General features: G+C 32.7%; 13 protein-coding genes and 3 pseudogenes. 11 read left to right on the top strand and 5 right to left on the bottom strand.

The window, feature by feature from the left end:
• Window positions 1-67 precede the first annotated feature (67 nt).
• A pseudogene (locus EGX95_RS31090) lies at window positions 68-121 on the top strand (hypothetical protein); the annotation flags it as partial.
• A 42-nt stretch (window positions 122-163) separates the two neighbouring features.
• Window positions 164-616 (top strand): DUF421 domain-containing protein, encoded by a 453-nt coding sequence (locus EGX95_RS00300; protein WP_225991073.1) that lies wholly within the window; start codon window positions 164-166, stop codon window positions 614-616.
• A gap of 306 nt (window positions 617-922) precedes the next feature.
• On the opposite strand, the gene EGX95_RS00295 is transcribed toward EGX95_RS00300, so the two are convergent.
• Window positions 923-2,359, bottom strand: coding sequence for an IS4 family transposase (locus EGX95_RS00295; protein ID WP_001053964.1), 1,437 nt, complete (start codon window positions 2,357-2,359; stop codon window positions 923-925).
• Window positions 2,360-2,770: 411 nt separating this feature from the next.
• Between EGX95_RS00295 and EGX95_RS00290 the strand changes: the two genes are divergently transcribed.
• The 5 genes from EGX95_RS00290 to EGX95_RS00270 all read left to right on the top strand — a co-directional run bounded on the left by EGX95_RS00290 (window position 2,771) and on the right by EGX95_RS00270 (window position 8,928).
• Entirely contained in the window at window positions 2,771-3,634 is an 864-nt protein-coding gene (locus EGX95_RS00290) for a helix-turn-helix domain-containing protein (protein WP_000041618.1), read from the top strand.
• A gap of 53 nt (window positions 3,635-3,687) precedes the next feature.
• The gene (locus EGX95_RS00285; protein WP_000449612.1) at window positions 3,688-4,065 is read left to right on the top strand and encodes a VOC family protein; all 378 of its coding nucleotides are present in this window, start codon (window positions 3,688-3,690) and stop codon (window positions 4,063-4,065) included.
• Between the two features lie 296 nt (window positions 4,066-4,361).
• Window positions 4,362-4,922 (top strand): recombinase family protein, encoded by a 561-nt coding sequence (locus EGX95_RS00280; protein ID WP_000668449.1) that lies wholly within the window; start codon window positions 4,362-4,364, stop codon window positions 4,920-4,922.
• 143 nt (window positions 4,923-5,065) lie between these two features.
• The gene (locus EGX95_RS00275) at window positions 5,066-8,026 is read left to right on the top strand and encodes a Tn3 family transposase (RefSeq protein ID WP_000095762.1); all 2,961 of its coding nucleotides are present in this window, start codon (window positions 5,066-5,068) and stop codon (window positions 8,024-8,026) included.
• A gap of 677 nt (window positions 8,027-8,703) precedes the next feature.
• Window positions 8,704-8,928: a DUF2187 family protein gene (locus tag EGX95_RS00270; RefSeq protein WP_000400418.1), complete on the top strand. Its 225-nt coding sequence runs from the start codon at window positions 8,704-8,706 to the stop codon at window positions 8,926-8,928.
• A gap of 91 nt (window positions 8,929-9,019) precedes the next feature.
• Here the strand turns inward: EGX95_RS00270 and EGX95_RS00265 are convergent, their stop codons facing one another.
• The 4 genes from EGX95_RS00265 to EGX95_RS00250 all read right to left on the bottom strand — a co-directional run bounded on the left by EGX95_RS00265 (window position 9,020) and on the right by EGX95_RS00250 (window position 12,907).
• On the bottom strand, window positions 9,020-10,699 hold the full coding sequence (locus tag EGX95_RS00265) for a DUF6044 family protein (protein ID WP_000479588.1): 1,680 nt from the start codon (window positions 10,697-10,699) through the stop codon (window positions 9,020-9,022).
• A gap of 306 nt (window positions 10,700-11,005) precedes the next feature.
• The gene (locus tag EGX95_RS00260) at window positions 11,006-11,980 is read right to left on the bottom strand and encodes a glycosyltransferase family 2 protein (protein ID WP_000413109.1); all 975 of its coding nucleotides are present in this window, start codon (window positions 11,978-11,980) and stop codon (window positions 11,006-11,008) included.
• A gap of 34 nt (window positions 11,981-12,014) precedes the next feature.
• Window positions 12,015-12,395, bottom strand: a complete 381-nt coding sequence (locus EGX95_RS00255) for a GtrA family protein (protein WP_000714042.1) — start codon at window positions 12,393-12,395, stop codon at window positions 12,015-12,017.
• 179 nt (window positions 12,396-12,574) lie between these two features.
• Entirely contained in the window at window positions 12,575-12,907 is a 333-nt protein-coding gene (locus tag EGX95_RS00250; RefSeq protein WP_002073959.1) for a hypothetical protein, read from the bottom strand.
• Between the two features lie 333 nt (window positions 12,908-13,240).
• Between EGX95_RS00250 and EGX95_RS00245 the strand changes: the two genes are divergently transcribed.
• The 4 genes and pseudogenes from EGX95_RS00245 (at window position 13,241) to sat (ending at window position 18,313) form a co-directional block, all read left to right on the top strand.
• Entirely contained in the window at window positions 13,241-13,846 is a 606-nt protein-coding gene (locus EGX95_RS00245) for a recombinase family protein (protein ID WP_001097387.1), read from the top strand.
• A 10-nt stretch (window positions 13,847-13,856) separates the two neighbouring features.
• A pseudogene (locus EGX95_RS00240) lies at window positions 13,857-14,725 on the top strand (phage integrase N-terminal SAM-like domain-containing protein).
• A 447-nt stretch (window positions 14,726-15,172) separates the two neighbouring features.
• A pseudogene (locus EGX95_RS00235) lies at window positions 15,173-16,510 on the top strand (IS3 family transposase).
• Window positions 16,511-17,122: 612 nt separating this feature from the next.
• The gene (gene sat, locus EGX95_RS00230; RefSeq protein ID WP_000646391.1) at window positions 17,123-18,313 is read left to right on the top strand and encodes a sulfate adenylyltransferase; all 1,191 of its coding nucleotides are present in this window, start codon (window positions 17,123-17,125) and stop codon (window positions 18,311-18,313) included.
• Window positions 18,314-18,410: the final 97 nt, after the last annotated feature.

Below are 18,410 nucleotides of genomic sequence, written 5' to 3'. Positions count from 1 at the left end.
TTTTTTATCATTATCATAACAGGCAGAACATCCATCTATCAGTTAAACCCCGTTTCACTTAGTTTTTGTGTTAGTACTTGGAGATTTTTTAGGAAATAACATTTATGAAGATAAGGTAGGGATTTTTCATTTTTTATATGCCATCGGATTGTGGACGTTTCTTATGTTGGGAATAGAGTTTATGACTCTAAAAAATAAATCGACACGTTCTCTCTTATTAGGCAATCCTAACATCATCATTCGAGATGGTGTTATGGACAGAAAGTTACTTACAAAGAACAAATTGGATGTAAATCAAGTATTGAGTATACTCCGTCAAAATAATGTCTTTTCAGTTCGCGAAGTCAAATACGGTATATTGGAAGCTAATGGGCAAATAAGTTTATTATTAAAATCCAAGTATCAAAAACCAGATCTCAATCTTCCAGAAAGTCCAGTAGACCTCCCAACATCGTTAATTATAGATGGGGAAATTTTATGGGATAATTTACATGAACTCGGATTTGATCAACAGTGGTTAGATAACCAATTAACTACCAATGGATATGATAATGTAAAGCGTATACTTTACGCAGATTGGCGAGAGCGTGAAGGCATACATGTAAGTCCTAAATAAAATTTGTTAGGATAAGAGCACATCAATTTTCTTGGTGAATATAAACTTTAGTCTTCAACAATCAGGCGCTTTAATGAAGTAACTAAAGCCTAATTTTTCACTTATAACACCGAGAAATTAGACTTTTTATATTTTGGTTTCCTTAACGTTGTAAATCCGCATTTTCCTGACGCTACCCCATGCCCATCAACTTAAGAACGAAAACAAAATGAACTTTCGTTCAAACAAACTAAAAAACACGTAATGTACTTTTGGTATTGAAAAGTACACACACCAAATAAACTCTAACGAGTTTCATTTTAAAAATTATGCAGCTTTCTTTTGTTTTCCAAACCCATTATACTCATAGACAACACCCATAATATCAAAGATAGTTTTCTTCTCATATCGATGAGATTTCCGTCCATTCTTCTGTAGGAGGTCGAACAAACGGATTAAAATCTTTGTTAGATTTTGGGTGTTTCTCTGTATCGCTTGATATAACAGCGATACATGATCTTGAATCATCCCAATGGCTTTATATTCACTTAATTCTCTTTTGTTCTTTTGCAAAAGAAGTTTACGCATCTTAAACATCGTAGAAGAACAGATAAAGATGGCAATAAGTCTTCCATACACATGACATTCTAATCGCTCTTTTTTGATAGTTTGCCAATGATGAATTTGAAATAAGGATTTCCACGTTTTAAAAATAATTTCTATTTGCCAGCGAAGGGAGTAAAAGTCATGTATTTGTTCCATCGGAACAACTCCTTCAGGCGTATTTGAGACATATATGTTGATACCCGTTAATCGTTTACTCTTTTCTGAAAATGTAATACCCTTTTTACTTTCAGTGTAACTTTGTTTTTTTCTACGTTCCTGTATCTGTTTGTCTGTTAAACGATAGATAATTACACGTGTGAATAGTTTTTGATTCTTTCCAATGTAAGCTTCTTTTATTTCGTATGTTTGACCGGGTTTTAAATTGTTCATAATATGTTCTAAATCAACTTGGATATACTGTGATTGCTTTTTTACGGTTCCGTTTCGAAAGTATTCTGGAAACGGATTTTTTACATACACGGTATGGTTTAATTTTAATCTGGATATATAATAAGCACCTCGTTGATCCATTTGATCTAAGTCTTCTAATGAAAAATAACCTAAATCACGGATACATAAATCGCTTGGACGTAATGTGTCTAAGCATTCTGTTCCAAAGGTCTTATCATTATTTTTTCCTGGACCTATCTGAAAGTTTAGAAACTGTCCGCTATGTAAGTCATATTCTAATTGAATCTTGATACCCGCTGTTTGTGCACAACCACCTGATCCAGGATATACATGGGCTAAATGTTTTGGTACTTGGAAAATCGTCGCATCTAAAATACGAATTCGTTGAAAATACGTGAGCGCCGCGCTTGAAATGGCCGATGTTTCACAGATTTTACTTTTCCATAATGCCGAAAAAATATATTTCAAAAATTCAACCGCTTTTTTATCAAAGCGTTTATTGAGTCCTTCTGGACTCATAAGAGTGCCTGTGGCCGCATGTAATTGACTGCATAGTCGAACAAGCGAGTCACTCGCTGTACGTTGACTTACCCAAATACATATGGTAGCTAATTCATTTCCAGAAAACTTTCGTTTTCTTTTTACAAAACCTAATTCTTTTGCGAGTTCTTCCAAAAGAGAAGGGGTTAAATGACGATACAGTTCTTCAGAAAATAGTTGTAATTCATCTTGAATCGAAAGATTCATAAAAAATGTCACCCTTTCTAGCTAGCTTTTTAGAAAGAATAACGTTTTTTGTCACTTGGGGGTAGTGAAAATTCTTAAGTTGATGGGCATGGGGTCCCGCCAACCAAATGACATAAAACCCACGTTAAGACATTTTTTGGAATTCAAATCCTTGATTTAGGTACGCTAAGGGTTGTAACTAAAATGAATATTTTTGCTATAGACGGCAATATTAGGGTGAGTACCAGCGAAGCTGTCACCATTTGCAATAAGGATACGTTAAGATTACAATAAGTTGTTTAAGTTTAACACTTACAATACGCATATCCACCGTACTGTTTTAGATTGATAATATATATTTTCATACTTAGATTCCATTATTATGTATAATAAAGTTAAAAAAATAATGACGCCACTTATGGAGAGTGTATTATGTCAAAAAATGATTCTACCAATTTCGTTTTACATGCAAAAAGTGACCAATTTTACTGGGAAGGAATTGGCCAACTGTCCATAAAAACATTTTCAAATGGTAAAGCCCATTATAAGACTAATAAAGGCATGTTTGCTGTTGAAGAAAGTAGATACCTACTCCTTAATAAAGGTTCATACACAATTTCAATTGATGAAACGAAGGATGTGGAATCTTTTTGTATTTTCTTTAAAGATGGGTTTGAAGCCGAGGTCTTTAATTCATTAAAAGAAACAAACGATAATCTTCTAAACGATCCATTTATGGATACGAGTTCTATTGTTTTTTTTGATAAAACCTATCATAAAAATAATACTTTATCTTTTCAACTTGAAACTTTCAAACATATTTTACCTAGTCTCGAAATTAATTCTGTTGGTTATGAGGAACAATTTCATAAGTTAATGCAATATATTTTGAATGAACATTTTAATACATACAAGGAAGTTGAATCTTTAAGTGCAATAAGGACCTCTACACGTGAAGAATTATATAGAAGGATATGTATAGCCCATGATTACATAAGAGCTTATTATGACAAAACTATTAAATTAAATGACATTGCACGAATTTCTTGTCTATCTCCAAATCATTTATTAAGAACATACACACAAATATATGGTAAAACTCCTCATCAGCATATTTCAGAGTTTAGAGTAACAAAAGCAAAACAACTATTATCAGAATTAAGTAATAATATGACCGATATAACCTTTAAACTTGGATTTCAAAATCCTGTATCCTTTAGCAAAATGTTTAAGCAACATGTTGGCATATCTCCTAAAGAATATCGAAAAAAGGTGATATTGGATAAGAAAAATTAGGTAAAATAATTTATCCTTTTAATAATAAGATATTTTGAAGGGAGCAAATTTTTATGGAAACTAATATAATCCAAAAAATTGGACAAATTGGAGTACCTGTAAAAGATTTAAATAGAGCACTAGATTTTTATAAAGAAAAATTAGGTCTCTCACTTTTGTTTAACACTAATAGTATGGCATTCTTTGAATGCAACGGATTGCGTCTCATGTTAACACTTCCAGAAAAAGAGGAATTCGCTCTTTCAAGTTCAGTAATTTATTTTGAAGTAAATAATATTAAAGATACTTATGAACGCTTATTAGGTAAAGAAGTTACTTTTATCGACGAACCACATGTTGTAGCTAAAATGGGACAAACAGAAACATGGATGGTATTTTTTCAGGATACTGAAGACAATACTCATGCATTGCTGAGTGAAGTAGAAGCTTAAGAAAAACAAAAGGAGACCGTCTAAATAACCCGCATGGTCTCCTTCATTTTATGTTAGCCTATGTAGTACTTCATAATCTAGAGTTAGTTTTTAACTTTACTACTTTTTTATAGAGTAGTATTTTTTATGATATCACCGTAACAAAAACGACCATTATTGTTACAATAATTAGTAATAAACTTTTAGTCTAATTAACTTGCATAACGAGCGTAACAAAAATATGTAACAATATTATTTGTAACAATATCCTCATTGAATCGTTTTTGATACAATTTTTAGTAAGGGAGATGATAAACATGAAGTTTGGTTATATGCGTGTTTCTACATTAGACCAAAATTTGGATCGCCAAAAGAAACAACTTGAAGAGTTTGGATGCGATCGTATTTTCTTCGAAAAAATAACCGGTACAAAACGAAACCGTCCAGAGTTAAATAGTATGCTAGAATTTCTTCGTCCAGAAGATACAATTGTTGTAACAGATTTAACTCGATTATCACGTTCTACAAAAGATCTCATTGAAATCACGGAACATATTTCTCAAAAAGGTGCTCACTTGAAAAGTTTAAAGGAATCATGGCTCGATACAGCAACAGCACATGGAAAAATGTTATTTACTATTTTCGCTGGTATTGCTCAATTTGAACGAGATTTAACTTCTGAGCGGACCAAGGAAGGGATTCAGGCTGCAAGGAAGCGAGGGAAACATCCTGGAAGACCAAAAATGGATGAGGAAAAGATTGATTATGCTTTATATCTTATTAATCAAGGTATGAGTCGTACAGATGCTGCAGAGAAAGCCGGTATCTCTAGAATGACTTTGTATCGCAAGATGCAACAAGATACTATGGCCAACTGATAATCTAATGAAGAAACTGAGTAGTTAAATTAAATAGTTTACAAAGATGTTAGCATGACAAGAAAATACTTCAACCTAACATCCATTGAGCTACGGCATCCTATAGACAAGGTATTTTCTTGTATTTTAGAAAGGAGAAAACTATGTCTTCAAAACGTGCAAGAGAATTATTGACGTCAGAACAGCGTTTAGAGTTTGCATCTATTCCAGAACAAATTAGTGAGTATGAATTAGGAAGTTACTACACCTTGTCCCCTCATGATATAGAAATTATCAAGCGTCATCGTCGAGATCATAATAAGTTAGGATTTGCTTTACAGCTTTGTGTATTGAGATTTCCTGGTTGGACCTTATCAGATATTCAACATATACCCGATTGTGTTGTGAATTATATAGCCAAACAACTCCAAATTAATGCGAAAGAAATACATATATATGCAGAACGTGAGCAAACGAAACATGAGCATCTCGAAGAAATTAGAAGAGAATATGGATTTCGGAACTTCACCATTCGTGAATATCGTGTTGTGTCTCAAGTCTTATTACAATATGCATTAGAGAATGGGAATGCTCTACATTTAATTCAGATAACCATTGAAGAATTAAAAAAGAGAAAAATTATTTTACCAGCTATGACAACAATAGAACGAATGGTATGGGAAGTTCGAAGACGTGCAGAAGTAAAGATTTTTCGATTACTTAATTCTTCTCTAGCTATGGAACATATTCAAAAATTAAACTGTCTTCTACTTCCGATGGAAGACAGTACCAAAACATATTTGGCATGGTTGCGAGAAATACCAAGCTCTCATTCCCCCGATTCTTTTCTCAAAGTAGTTGAAAAACTTGAATATATTCGAAATTTACAATTGCAAATTGACACAAAGACCTTACATCCAAACAGATTACGACAATTATCTAAAATTGGTTCAAGATATGAACCCCACTCTTTTCGAAGGTTTGATGATTCTAAAAAATATGCTATTTTGGTTGTTTATCTTCTAGAATTAATTCAAGATTTGACGGACCAAGCATTTGAGATACATGATCGTCAGATTATGTCTTTATTATCCAAAGGAAGAAAAGCGCAAGAAGAACGACAAAAACAAAATGGGAAATCAATTAATGAAAAAGTGGTTCACTTTGCTAACCTCGGAGAAGCGCTCATTAAAGCTAGAGATGAGGGTACAGATCCTTATATAGTATTAGAAATGATAATGCCTTGGGAAAAGCTAGTTCAATCTGTAGAAGAAGCAAAGCAATTAGCACGTCCAATCGACTATGATTATCTAGACTTATTAGAGAAGAAATTCTACACATTGAGAAAGTATACACCCCTCTTGTTAAAATCATTTGAGTTTCATTCTACGAAATCAGCAGAGCCCTTAATTCGTGCAATTCACACGGTTAGAGAAATGAACGAAACAGGTAAACGGAAAGTACCGGAAGGTGCCCCTCTTGATTTTGTATCAAATAGATGGCAAAAGCACGTATATGATGAAGATGGAACCATTAACAGGCATTATTATGAAATGGCTGTTTTAACTGAACTACGAAATTCTATTCGGTCAGGCAATATATCTATTAGTGGTAGTAGACAACATAAGGATTTTGATGAGTACCTTATTTCAAAAGAAGAGTGGAACGAGATTCAGCCTGGAACATCCGAGTTAGCTGTTAGTCTATCTGCTCATGAATATTTAGAAGAACGAACATCTTCATTATTAAAACGCTTAAAATGGGTGTCAAATCATATAGGCGAATTAAATGGGGTAAGTTTAGAGAATGGTAGACTGCATTTAAGCCGTTTGGAAAAAGATACACCACAAGAAGCAAAAGAATTTAGCTCATCTCTTTATGACTTACTTCCACGTGTGAAGCTCACTGACTTATTAATGGAAGTAGCTCATTGGACCGGTTTCCATGAACAGTTTGTTCATGCTTCAACCAATCGTATTCCAAATGAAGAAGAAACCACTATTCTAATGGCTGCGCTTATGGCATTGGGAACAAACATAGGTATGACAAAAATGGGTGAAGCTACACCTGATATTTCCTATAGACAAATGGCAAATGCAACACAATGGAGGTTATATGAGGATGCAATGAGTAAAGCACAATCTGTACTCGTTAATTTCCATCATAAATTATCTCTTTCCTCCTATTGGGGAGATGGAACAACATCTTCATCAGACGGCATGCGTGTGCAAATTGGTGTTTCTGCACTTCATGCAGATGCTAATCCTCATTATGGTACTGGAAAAGGTGCTACAATTTATCGTTTTGTCAGTGACCAATTTTCAAGTTTTTATACAAAGGTTATTAATACAAACGCTAGAGATGCTGTACATGTCATTGATGGACTCCTTCATCATGAGACAGATTTAGCGATTGAAGAACATTATACAGATACAGCCGGTTATACTGATCAAGTTTTTGGTTTAGCCCATTTACTTGGTTTTCGTTTTGCACCGCGTTTACGAGATCTAGCTGACTCAAAGCTTTACACGATAGGAAAATCTAGTGATTTTCCACAAATAGAAAAATTATTGCGCGGTCAAATCAATATAAATGTTATTCAAAAAAATTACGATGATGTATTACGATTAGCTCATTCTATTCGGAAGGGTACTGTATCTGCTTCTCTTATTATGGGAAAGCTTGGTTCTTACGCTCGGCAAAATAGCTTGGCTACAGCACTTCGTGAGATGGGAAGAATTGAAAAAACAATTTTCATTTTAGATTATATCTCAAGTGAAACATTAAGAAGAAAAATTCATCGTGGATTAAATAAAGGTGAAGCTATGAATTCTTTGGCTAGATCTATTTTTTTCGGAAAACGTGGCGAATTGCGTGAACGTGCGCTTCAGGATCAACTTCAAAGAGCTAGTGCATTAAATATTATTATTAATGCCATTAGTATATGGAATACGGTATATTTAACCAAGGCAATAGAATATAAAAAAGAGAACGGTGTCTTGCATGAAGAATTGCTACATCATATTTCACCGCTTGGCTGGGAACATATCAACTTCCTTGGTGAATATAAATTCAAATTTAAGCAATCAACTACATTAGAAACATTACGACCACTCCGAAAATAAAACACAAAAGCCGAAATTCCTTAACGTGGGAAAATCGGCTTTTTACCTTCCAAAAAATGTCTTAGCGTGGGTTTTATGTCATTTGGTTGGCGGGACCCCTTATAGTTAATTAATCCTGAATGTCATTATATATTTTTCTGTAAGAATGCACCATTCTTCTCTATTTACCTATACTTATATTTTTATAAATTATTACGATATAAATATTGATTTAAAACGTTTTGTTCGAAATAATAAATTAGGATTTTCAGGGGTTAAGATCGTTATTTATTCTCCTATGATGAATTCACAAAATTTTCAAACATTAAAAGTGCATACGTTAAGATTTGGTATATAATAAAATCAACCCGTGGTTATAGTGTTTGCTCCGATTCAAATTATGAGATAGTTTGTGTTAAATTTTTTACATTATCTAAAAAAGAACTTGTAGGGATTCCTACAAGTTCTTTTTGCTTTTCTTATTGTATTAGAAAAAAGCCCTTTAAATATAGCAGAAACATAAATAAAGTATATATCTCTAATTTACTAACTAAAATTTTGTGATGCAATTAATGGAGTAGAAGCTATGAAGAAACATGATATTAAGTATCTTTCATTTTATAAACTTGCCAAACAGTATGAAGAAGTAAAAAAAGGGAAACCTAACATATAATTTATGATGATTCAGGGGGTACCAAATGGAGCATAAAACAAAAGTAACAATTGGGGATTATGTTCAATTTTTATCTCGTAAAAATCCTAATTTACAATTAACCGGATATGTAGTGAGTGTTCTACAGAATACAATTGTTGTTGATATTACAGAGATAATGGGAAGTGAAGTAGATGATTTTAGGCAAGTAGTAAAACATGGTTGCTATAATAAAGTGGTTCATAAGCAAATCAAAAATAATGTTTCATAAAAATTGCGCCTAGATATATCTAGGCGCAATTTTTATGGTGAGTAGTTCAATTTATTATTTTACATCGAGAGAGGCAATCTATTTCAATTATCTATATTGCTTTATATAAATGAATTTTCCAAGCGGATGTGTTTGATGTAAATATTTTTTCAAGAGATAAATTGTTTTCTGCTGCATTTTCAATTGGAACAGCAGAAAGTATGTAACGACCATCCATTTTTTTGAAGTGTTCTATATTTAGTTCTGCATTTCTTAAGCGTTTGTTTGATTTTTTTGTAAACATATAGTGTTTTCCAAGTTCATCGGTGAAAATATAACAGCGGCCACCCCATTCGTCAAAATACGTACGAATCGTTTTATTCTTCGCTAGTTCCTTCTCGATTATTTTTCGAAATTCATATTTATATGATAGAGGATAAAAATTATTATATGTATCAAGTGTGTAGAATCCATTGTACTGAGCGATAGCAGGATGTAAACCAATACTAGCGACACGGTACTGTTCCAAAGGTAAATCGATATACTCTTTTATCTCCTGGAATTGTTCTTCTGCAAAAAATTCCTTTACTGAAGGTTTATTTTGAAAAATAAGTTCTTCATTAAAAAAGCTTAACAAAATAATTTGAGCTACCACAAAGCCTGTTACAGCGTGTCTCCATATTTTCCCTTGTAACCATAAAACTTTTAATCCAAGAGCGAATAAAACATAGATAACTAACGGGCGTAAAAAATGATAACGTGCAAAATTAAATGTATCTAAAATGTGAAAACGTTTTGTTAATGGAAGCCAACCTTTATAAAACCAAAAAGCATACCAAATTGACAACGCTATGTTAAACCAAAACAAAAAAACAAAGACTTTTTCTTGCTTCCATTGTTTCTTAGTAATGATAAAATACATCGCAATAAGTATGACAGGTAAAATAACAAATGTATGGACTGTCATGACATGAGTATGTCCGAAAAGGAAATTTTTCAATGTGAGGCGGAGAGACCGCCATAACGATAATCTTGCATGAAAATATTCATCTCTACTGTTAGGTGCAGTAGATAAAAAGAAGGAAGATACTATGCGATATTCTACAATCATGTAAATGAGCGTCATATAAATAATTGAAAAAAGAAAACGAAAGTTCCATTCTTTTTTTATTACTAAGTCCACTAACCAAAGGACTCCCATTCCACTTAAAAAAAAGAAAAAACCTAAAACAATACTCGAATATAGAGGAATAAGAGTGAGTACGAAATAGTTCTTCCACGACCTTTCTCCTTTTCGAATATTTAAAAATGCCCAAAGTGCAAGAGGCATTCCGAGAGTACTAAGCATTCCTGAAGGCCAGAAAGGAGTAAGTGCAAAAGCTAATGAAACTCCTACTGCAATGATCCTCCATTCCTCTCTAGGTAAAAAATGTTGTTTTAAAAGAACATACATCCCTATAAACGCAACCACTCTTGTAATCGTTTGACTTAATGCATACGCAACCATATTTGGAAAAAAAGCATACAACCAAACGATACCACTAAATTCCGTACTAAATGCGTTTCTTGACAATTGATTGTTTATCACCTGTGGAATGGTAGCATCAATTGGACCTATTATCTCTCCGCTCTTTGCCAAAACCTTATACCAGGACAAATTGGAATCAAGATTATCATGAACGCGAATATGCGCATTTTCTCCAAGAATAAATAAAGGAGACAAATAAAGAATGAGTATGATTGCTGCAAAAACAAGTAACTTTATTTCTTTGTTATTCTGGTTTAAAAACATTGAAGGCACCTCAAAAAATTTCAAAAAGTTTATTTATAAAATTTCCTAAACGAAAGAAATTATCCCTGGTTAATAAGATGTTATGATTTTTTTGTAAATAAGAAAATTCTTGTATACACTTAAGCGTAGAAGAGGGAAGAATACCAGAGGAAAATGAATCTATTTCTTGATTTTGATTAGTTTTATAAAAAAGAAAATTCTTAACAGTTAAGTCGCTCAAAGACTAGATTGTAGACATTATTTAATCTAAATAAAGAAAAGAATTATGGCAGTGAAAACCACGTGCTACAATTCTTTTTAGTATATTTAAGATTTTTTCAATTTGTCTTTATCGTCTACAGCTATATCCTCTTCTATATTGACAGTCTCTTTTACAACATAGATTGGTCGATTCTTACTTTCGTCATAAATACGAGCGATATATTGACTGACAATACCAAGACCAAGAAGTTGCACGCCACTGAAGAATGTGATAGCAACCATAAGAGAAGCCCATCCAGTTTGAATGTCTTGTCCAATAAATTTAACAATAACTGAGTATATTAAAACTGCAATAGAAATTAATACAGAAATTAAACCTAAAGTCATAACCATTCTTAATGGCTTTGTAGAAAATGCAATAATACCATCTGAGGCAAATCTCATCATTTTCTTTAAGGGATATTTTGTTTCACCCGCAAAACGTTCATTTCTTACGTATTCGATATATGTTTGGCGGAATCCAATCCAAGACATCATTCCACGTACGAAACGATTTCGTTCTGTCATTTGTTTGAATACATCTGCTACTTTACAATCAATAAGACGGAAGTCACCTGCGTCTTTAGGAATATTAATATCAGACATGACATTTAAGAAGCGGTAGAAATATTTAGCTGTTACAAGTTTAAACCAAGTTTCACCCTCACGCCGTTTTCTTTTTGCGTAAACAACCTCATAACCTTCTTCCCATTTCGCGATAAGTTCTGGGATGACTTCAGGTGGATCCTGTAAATCAGCATCAATGATGACCATAGCATCACCTTTAGCAACATCAATTCCTGCTGTTACAGCTATTTGATGTCCAAAATTACGAGCAAAGTTTATGATTTTAGCACGAGAATCTTCGGCTGAAATACCTTTTAAAATTTCAATCGTTCGATCGGTACTACCATCATTTACAAAGATAAATTCATAATTAATATTATTTTGTAGCATAACAGATTTTAAACAATTATAGCATTCTTGTGCTACTTCTTCTTCAAAATACATAGGAACGATAATTGAAATAAGTTTCTCCAAGCTTTTATCCTCCTTGTAGTAGGGATTGGTTGAATTATTGCAAATGATTTTGTTTGTTGAATGTCCAAAGTTTATGAAGAGAAAAATTCATTATCATGCCAACACTGATAGAAAAAAGTTGTGAGATAAACTTATTGATAAAAAGTTTATCAACTAATATGAATAAGATAATTGTGTTAAAAATTAATACAATTAAATTTACGGTTAGAAATTTTAAAAATAATGATACCTTTTTATTTTTAAATTCAAAAACCCAATTTTTATTCCAATAATAACTGTTAATAACACCAATTAAATATGCAAAGCAGTTAGCGATAAGGTAATTTATACCAATATTAACTAAAGCTATGTAGCTAATCATTGTGATAAGTGTATTTAATATTCCTACCAAGCTAAACTTTAAAAATTTCTTCATAATGTAGTATCCTCATTTTTATTAAAGATATAAAAATATATAATGATAATTTGTAGTTTTTTTGTATGAATTAATGATTACTTTAAGGGTTTATTAGGGATTACTATTTCTAAAAAGAAGATTGTACATTTAGACATAAATGAACCGGTTCCCTGTAAGATAAAGAACCGGCTATCTATTTACTGTTGTTTTGATGGGATTTGTGTCTTGTAATGGTGGTGATTATTAGTTTGGTTACCATGTCTCTCTTGGTTGTTAGGCGTAATTTCATCAGCAAATTCCATATTTGCTAAATTTACTTTGGATGGAATAAATGAACTTGTTTTATTTTGAAAACCTTGGAACGTATGTTTTATAGGTTTCATCATACTTGAATTACGTGTTGCCAATAACCCTAAAACTGTTCCTAATCCTAGTAAAGAAGCCCAAATCCATCCTTTATTGTTCTTCTTTTTATTTCCGAATAACTCAAGTATTCTTTGGATTATTTCCCTATAATTCAATGATGACATCAAAAAGTTAAGTATATTCAATTTTGTCCCCCCCTATAAAAAATCGTAAAAAGAAACACAAGGTTAATTTCCACATTATTTATAATGCGATATTTTATAGAAATTTATGATACCAACTTATACTAATAATTCTTGATTTTTAAATTGGAATCCTTAATGCTTTTTAAGTGTTTCAAAAGGTACACCTTTTTTAGCGCCGTAAACTCTACTGAATTTAGTGCTTCAAAAGGTTTAAAAACACACTTTTGAATTACTAAATAATTAGCGATATCTTTTGAAGTATTTTTTGTTATAATTTCATTAGAAACACTATTGAAGGGATGTCTATTTATTTTGAATACAAGAAAATTCGGATATATAAGGGTTAGTAGTAGAGATCAAAATGAAGATCGGCAGCTTGAAGCAATGAAACAACTCATCACTGACGAACGAGATATTTTTATCGACAAACAAAGCGGAAAAGATTTTAACCGTGATCAATATCAACTCGTAAAACGCATGTTAAGAAAAGATGATATTTTATATATTCATTCCTTAGATCGTTTCGGCAGAAATAAAGAAGCTATCCTCCAGGAGTGGAAAAATATCACACAAAATATACAAGCTCATATTGTTGTATTAGATATGCCACTTCTAGATACAACTCAATACAAAGATAGTTTAGGAAATCTTATTACTGATTTGGTACTCCAAATCTTGTCCTGGCTTGCTGAAGAAGAACGAACTAAAATAAAAACTCGTCAACGTGAAGGTATTGAATCTGCAAAGAAAAAAGGAAAGCATTTGGGTAGACCCAAAACTGAAATAACTCAGGAATTTATCGATGCATATAACGATTGGAAACATGGAAAGATCACAGCGCTATACGCCATGAAGAAGTGCAATATGACAAGTCCTACATTTTACAGAGTAGTCAAAAGGTATGAGGATAAGGAATGAAAAATATAGCATGACTACAAAAGAGACCAAAAATACAATAGAAGGCTTCTCTTCTTTTTTATTAAATAAGGGAAGAAAACCTTCAACAATTAAACGCTATATATGATGTAGAAAGTTTCATTCAATGGCTGCACCAATCAAAAAAAATCACTGAAAATAATCTTTTTGACTCGCTTCATAAAAAAGAGTTTGAAGCCTTTTCAAATATTTGAAGGAAGATTGTCAGTACTCCGATAAAACTATACACCGCATATATATTGTCTTAAATAGGTTGTACGAATACTTAGATTTACCAAGTCCCATTGAAGGGATTATTCATATAGAACCACCTAATCGGGCATTACGTAGGGAAGATTTCGTTTCTTTCCAGGAAGAGATACGCTTAAAAGACGTTATTTCTTCACTTGAAGGCCTTACAGAAAAACAACGACCAACACGTCCATTTCGAAAATAATACTTTATCCATTCCTGAAGACTCAAAAGTAAATAGAACCATTCATTTGAAGAAAGAAGATAAATTACACTTATATAATTACTATAAAACTATCCCTGAACCTGTACGCCCTAAATATCACAGCAATGATCCGCTGGTTAGTGCTTTTGATTTTACACGTGGGACATATCATTGGAGTTATGAGGATGATGCACCAAAGTTTCTAACTGAAATCTCAATACAAAAAAGGATCCGTTTAGAAGTGAAACGTGCTAATCTCCGAAAGGGAATTTCTGCTCAACATTTTCGGAACACCTTTATTTTAAAGATTATTCAAGGGAACACTACATCTGAACAAGTCATGCAACAAATAGGATTTAAATCTAACTTATCCTTAAAAAGATATTACGAATTACTATAAACGATTCATAGCAAATAAAGTCTGAAACCCACCAATTAATATGTAATTTTTACACATCTACGAGACTTTAATGAATTAAATAAAAACAGAGGATTAACAATGAGAAAAATGAAGAATCATATTATATGCACCAATACACTTTACGGGATAGGACTACTAAATCTATCAAAATTTGGTCCTGGCGTTCACTAAAAGAAGAAATGCGAGTCCTGGGTATAAAAGACAGTGACATCTTTCAAATTTAAATGATAAAGATGGATCCAAACAAAAAGTAGCATAGCGCTACGCTCCTTAATTAAGAAAAGGAATACTTTACATTCAAAAGCAACTGGCGATAAAAAAGGGGACACATATAAAAAAAGGAAGTTGGAATGTAAAATGTACCCTATAGAATAGACACTTAAAAAAAAGTCTATTCTATAGGGTCTTTCTTGTATAATGAGAGAAAAATGAGAATCGGAGAAATTTCAAAATGACGAAAAAACTGTTCACAGAAAAAGAAGTTCAAGCACTATCAAAGAATCGATACGTAAAATCAGTCAGTCAGTCAGAAAGGGATTACTTATACAGATGAATTCAAACGTATTTTTATTGAAGAAAATGAAAAAGGAAAACCACCTCGTATTATTTTTGAAGAATGTGGATTTGATATAGATGTCATCGGTCTACAACGTGTTGTATCATCAGGAAATCGATGGCGTACTTCCTATAAGGAAAGGGGGGTATTTGGTTTAAGAGATACACGTAAGGATAACTCCGGAAGAAAGTCAGAGAAAGAACTTACATTAGAAGAGAAATATGCACGTTTAGAAGCGGAACGAAACTTATTAAAAGCTGAAAATGAATTATTAAAAAAGATCAAGCTTATGGAAGGGAGGATGGGAAAGAAATAAGGTTACAACCCAGTCAGAAATACATCTTAATTCGTACTATTATTGAAAGGTATAACCTGAAAAATATGGTGAGATATTTGTGTGAGATCGCTGGTGTTTCGCGCTCTGGATACTATCATTATTTTTCCGCTACTGCTCAAAGTCAGCGAGAGAAAAGAATGCATCAAGATGAAATGGCGAAAGAGCTCATAGTAAAGGCATTTCAATTTAAAAACCGAAAGAAAGGGGCTCGTCAAATTAAAATGACATTGGCGGGTCAATTTCAAGTTGTTTACAATTTAAAACGCATCCGAAGAATCATGAAAAAATATGGAATTGTCTGTCCCATTCGGAAAGCGAATCCCTATAAAAGAATGTTGAAAGCGACGAAAGAACACTTTGTAGTACCTAATCAATTAAAACGAGAATTCAGGCAAGGTATACCTGGAAAGGTACTTCTTACAGATATCACATACCTGTTTTATGGCAAAAATCAGAAAGGATACTTATCTACCATTCTAGACGGGTCTACGAATGAAGTTTTGGCTTATCATGTTTCAGAACGGCTTACTCTAGATATCGCAACGACAACTCTTCGTAAACTAAAGAGGAATAAGAAAGTGGAATTAACACCAGATGCATATATTCATTCAGATCAAGGAGCTCATTACACAAGCCCTACCTATCAAAAGTTGGTCAAAAAATTAAAGCTAGGACAATCCATGTCAAGACGAGGAAACTGTTGGGATAATGCCCCTCAAGAATCCTTTTTTGGGCACTTTAAAGATGAAGCACACATAAAAACTTGTACATCTTTCACTCAGTTAAAACAAGAAATTAAAGACTATATGAAATACTATAATCAACACCGCTATCAGTGGAATTTAAAGAAGATGACCCCTGTTGAATACAGAAATCATCTTCTTGATGCCGCCTAACTTTTTTTAAAATGTCCTTTACAAAGGGTACGGATTAGAGGGGGCGCTTCCTTTTTTCTTATTATCCACATTCTTTTTACGATTTTCAAACCGCACATCATTGTGAAAAATAAAACGCCTACCACGCAGTAAAGAACGTAATGAACTGGAAATGCAATATAATCCTTTAGATTCTAATACTTTATTAAATCCTTACCCTATTTATGTATGTCAACAAAAAACCAGATAACTTTTCAATTTGTATCCTGAGTCTGTCTTATTTTTTGAGATTCGGTGTGTGAAGGGAACCCAGAACGTTAAGAGAACTGAAAAGAAGTATTAATTTACAAAAAATAGAAAGGTTTTATAGTGAAAACCATCCTTTCTTTTGATATAATTAAATTATTAGATAATAAAATAATTTTAAAATATTATAACATCTAATAATAATGGGTATTTTCCACATAATGGAGTTTGCATACGCCTGTTTGAATTTATGTGATATTGCCCCGCACCCTTTCTGAGGTTATTTTTCATTTCAACACAAGAAGAAAAAGTATTCAATTCAACTTATATAATTTTTATGTTTATCATATTTTTAAAATTTTTATAGTCAAGGAGCGAAAGATATCAATGAAGGCTATGATAGAAAATCAGGCATTAATACAAATAGAGCCACACGGTGGTACTTTGGTTAACAGAGAATTAAAAGGTGAAGAACGTAAAATTTTATTAGATAAAACAAAAGATATGAAGTCTTTAAGAATTTCAAAATGGTCAATATCAGATTTAGAGTTAATTGCTATTGGTGGGTTTAGCCCACTTACAGGCTTTATGGGAAGAGCAGATTATTTAAGCGTCGTTAAGGACATGCGGCTAACAAATAGTCTTATCTGGAGCATTCCGATTACTCTTCCTGTCTCTTTAAAAGAAGCAGAAAATTTTAATATTGGAGAAGAAATTTCACTTGAAGGTGAGGATGGGGTGATTTATGGAACTCTTCAGTTAGAAGAAATGTACACATATGATAAACGATACGAGGCAATAAATGTATATGGCACTGATGATAAAGCACATCCTGGTGTAGAAAAAATTTACGAGAAAGGAGAGGTTTACTTAGCTGGTCCTATTACATTATTAAATCGTCCTAGCCATGCACCATTTAATCAATTTTATCAGGATCCTAGTGAAACAAGGAAGATGTTTGTGGATTTAGGATGGAAAACTATTGTTGGTTTTCAAACAAGAAATCCGGTACATCGTGCTCATGAATATATCCAAAAATGTGCTTTAGAAATAGTAGATGGCTTGTTATTAAATCCACTTGTTGGCGAGACGAAAGATGATGATATTCCAGCCAATATTCGTATGGAAAGCTATCAAGTGTTGCTTAAGAATTACTATCCAATTAATCGAGTACGTTTAGTTATATATCCTGCAGCAATGCGATATGCAGGTCCAAGAGAAGCGATTTTTCATGCACTAGTGCGAAAAAATTATGGTTGTACACACTTTATTGTTGGGCGTGACCATGCAGGGGTTGGTAGCTACTATGGTACTTATGAGGCCCAAAATCTAATAAGCCAATACGAGAAAGAAATAGGGATTAATATATTAAAATTTGAACATACTTTTTACTGTATCAAGTGTGAAAGTATGGGATCAAAGAAGACATGCCCACATGATTCTAAAGAACATCTGCACTTGAGCGGAACGAAAGTTCGAGAGATGTTAAAAAAAGGGACGAAACCACCAAAGCAATTTTCACGTCCAGAAGTTGCGGAAATTTTAATTCAAGGTATGCGTGGCCTAAAGTATAAATAAAAGTATTTAGTCATGATTAAATTGTATTTTCATTACTACCAAATTGTTTATTAAATTTATAATAAACTAAACCTTTTTTCCAATGAAGACGTGTACA

The sequence above is a fragment of the Bacillus sp. FDAARGOS_527 genome, from assembly GCF_003812125.1.
Classification (GTDB): domain Bacteria; phylum Bacillota; class Bacilli; order Bacillales; family Bacillaceae_G; genus Bacillus_A; species Bacillus_A paranthracis.
Note: the sequence above shows the minus strand (reverse complement) of the source record. Positions and strands in the feature narration are given on the sequence as shown.

What these genes read in the sequence shown, in the direction of transcription:
- EGX95_RS00265 (WP_000479588.1), bottom strand. Translation starts at nt 10,699, where the DNA reads ATGTTTTTAAACCAGAATAACAAAGAAATAAAGTTACTTGTTTTTGCA.
- EGX95_RS00300 (WP_225991073.1), top strand. Translation starts at nt 164, where the DNA reads ATGTTGGGAATAGAGTTTATGACTCTAAAAAATAAATCGACACGTTCT.
- EGX95_RS00255 (WP_000714042.1), bottom strand. Translation starts at nt 12,395, where the DNA reads ATGAAGAAATTTTTAAAGTTTAGCTTGGTAGGAATATTAAATACACTT.
- EGX95_RS00285 (WP_000449612.1), top strand. Translation starts at nt 3,688, where the DNA reads ATGGAAACTAATATAATCCAAAAAATTGGACAAATTGGAGTACCTGTA.
- EGX95_RS00280 (WP_000668449.1), top strand. Translation starts at nt 4,362, where the DNA reads ATGAAGTTTGGTTATATGCGTGTTTCTACATTAGACCAAAATTTGGAT.
- EGX95_RS00275 (WP_000095762.1), top strand. Translation starts at nt 5,066, where the DNA reads ATGTCTTCAAAACGTGCAAGAGAATTATTGACGTCAGAACAGCGTTTA.
- EGX95_RS00290 (WP_000041618.1), top strand. Translation starts at nt 2,771, where the DNA reads ATGTCAAAAAATGATTCTACCAATTTCGTTTTACATGCAAAAAGTGAC.
- EGX95_RS00250 (WP_002073959.1), bottom strand. Translation starts at nt 12,907, where the DNA reads ATGTCATCATTGAATTATAGGGAAATAATCCAAAGAATACTTGAGTTA.
- EGX95_RS00295 (WP_001053964.1), bottom strand. Translation starts at nt 2,359, where the DNA reads ATGAATCTTTCGATTCAAGATGAATTACAACTATTTTCTGAAGAACTG.
- sat (WP_000646391.1), top strand. Translation starts at nt 17,123, where the DNA reads ATGAAGGCTATGATAGAAAATCAGGCATTAATACAAATAGAGCCACAC.
- EGX95_RS00270 (WP_000400418.1), top strand. Translation starts at nt 8,704, where the DNA reads ATGGAGCATAAAACAAAAGTAACAATTGGGGATTATGTTCAATTTTTA.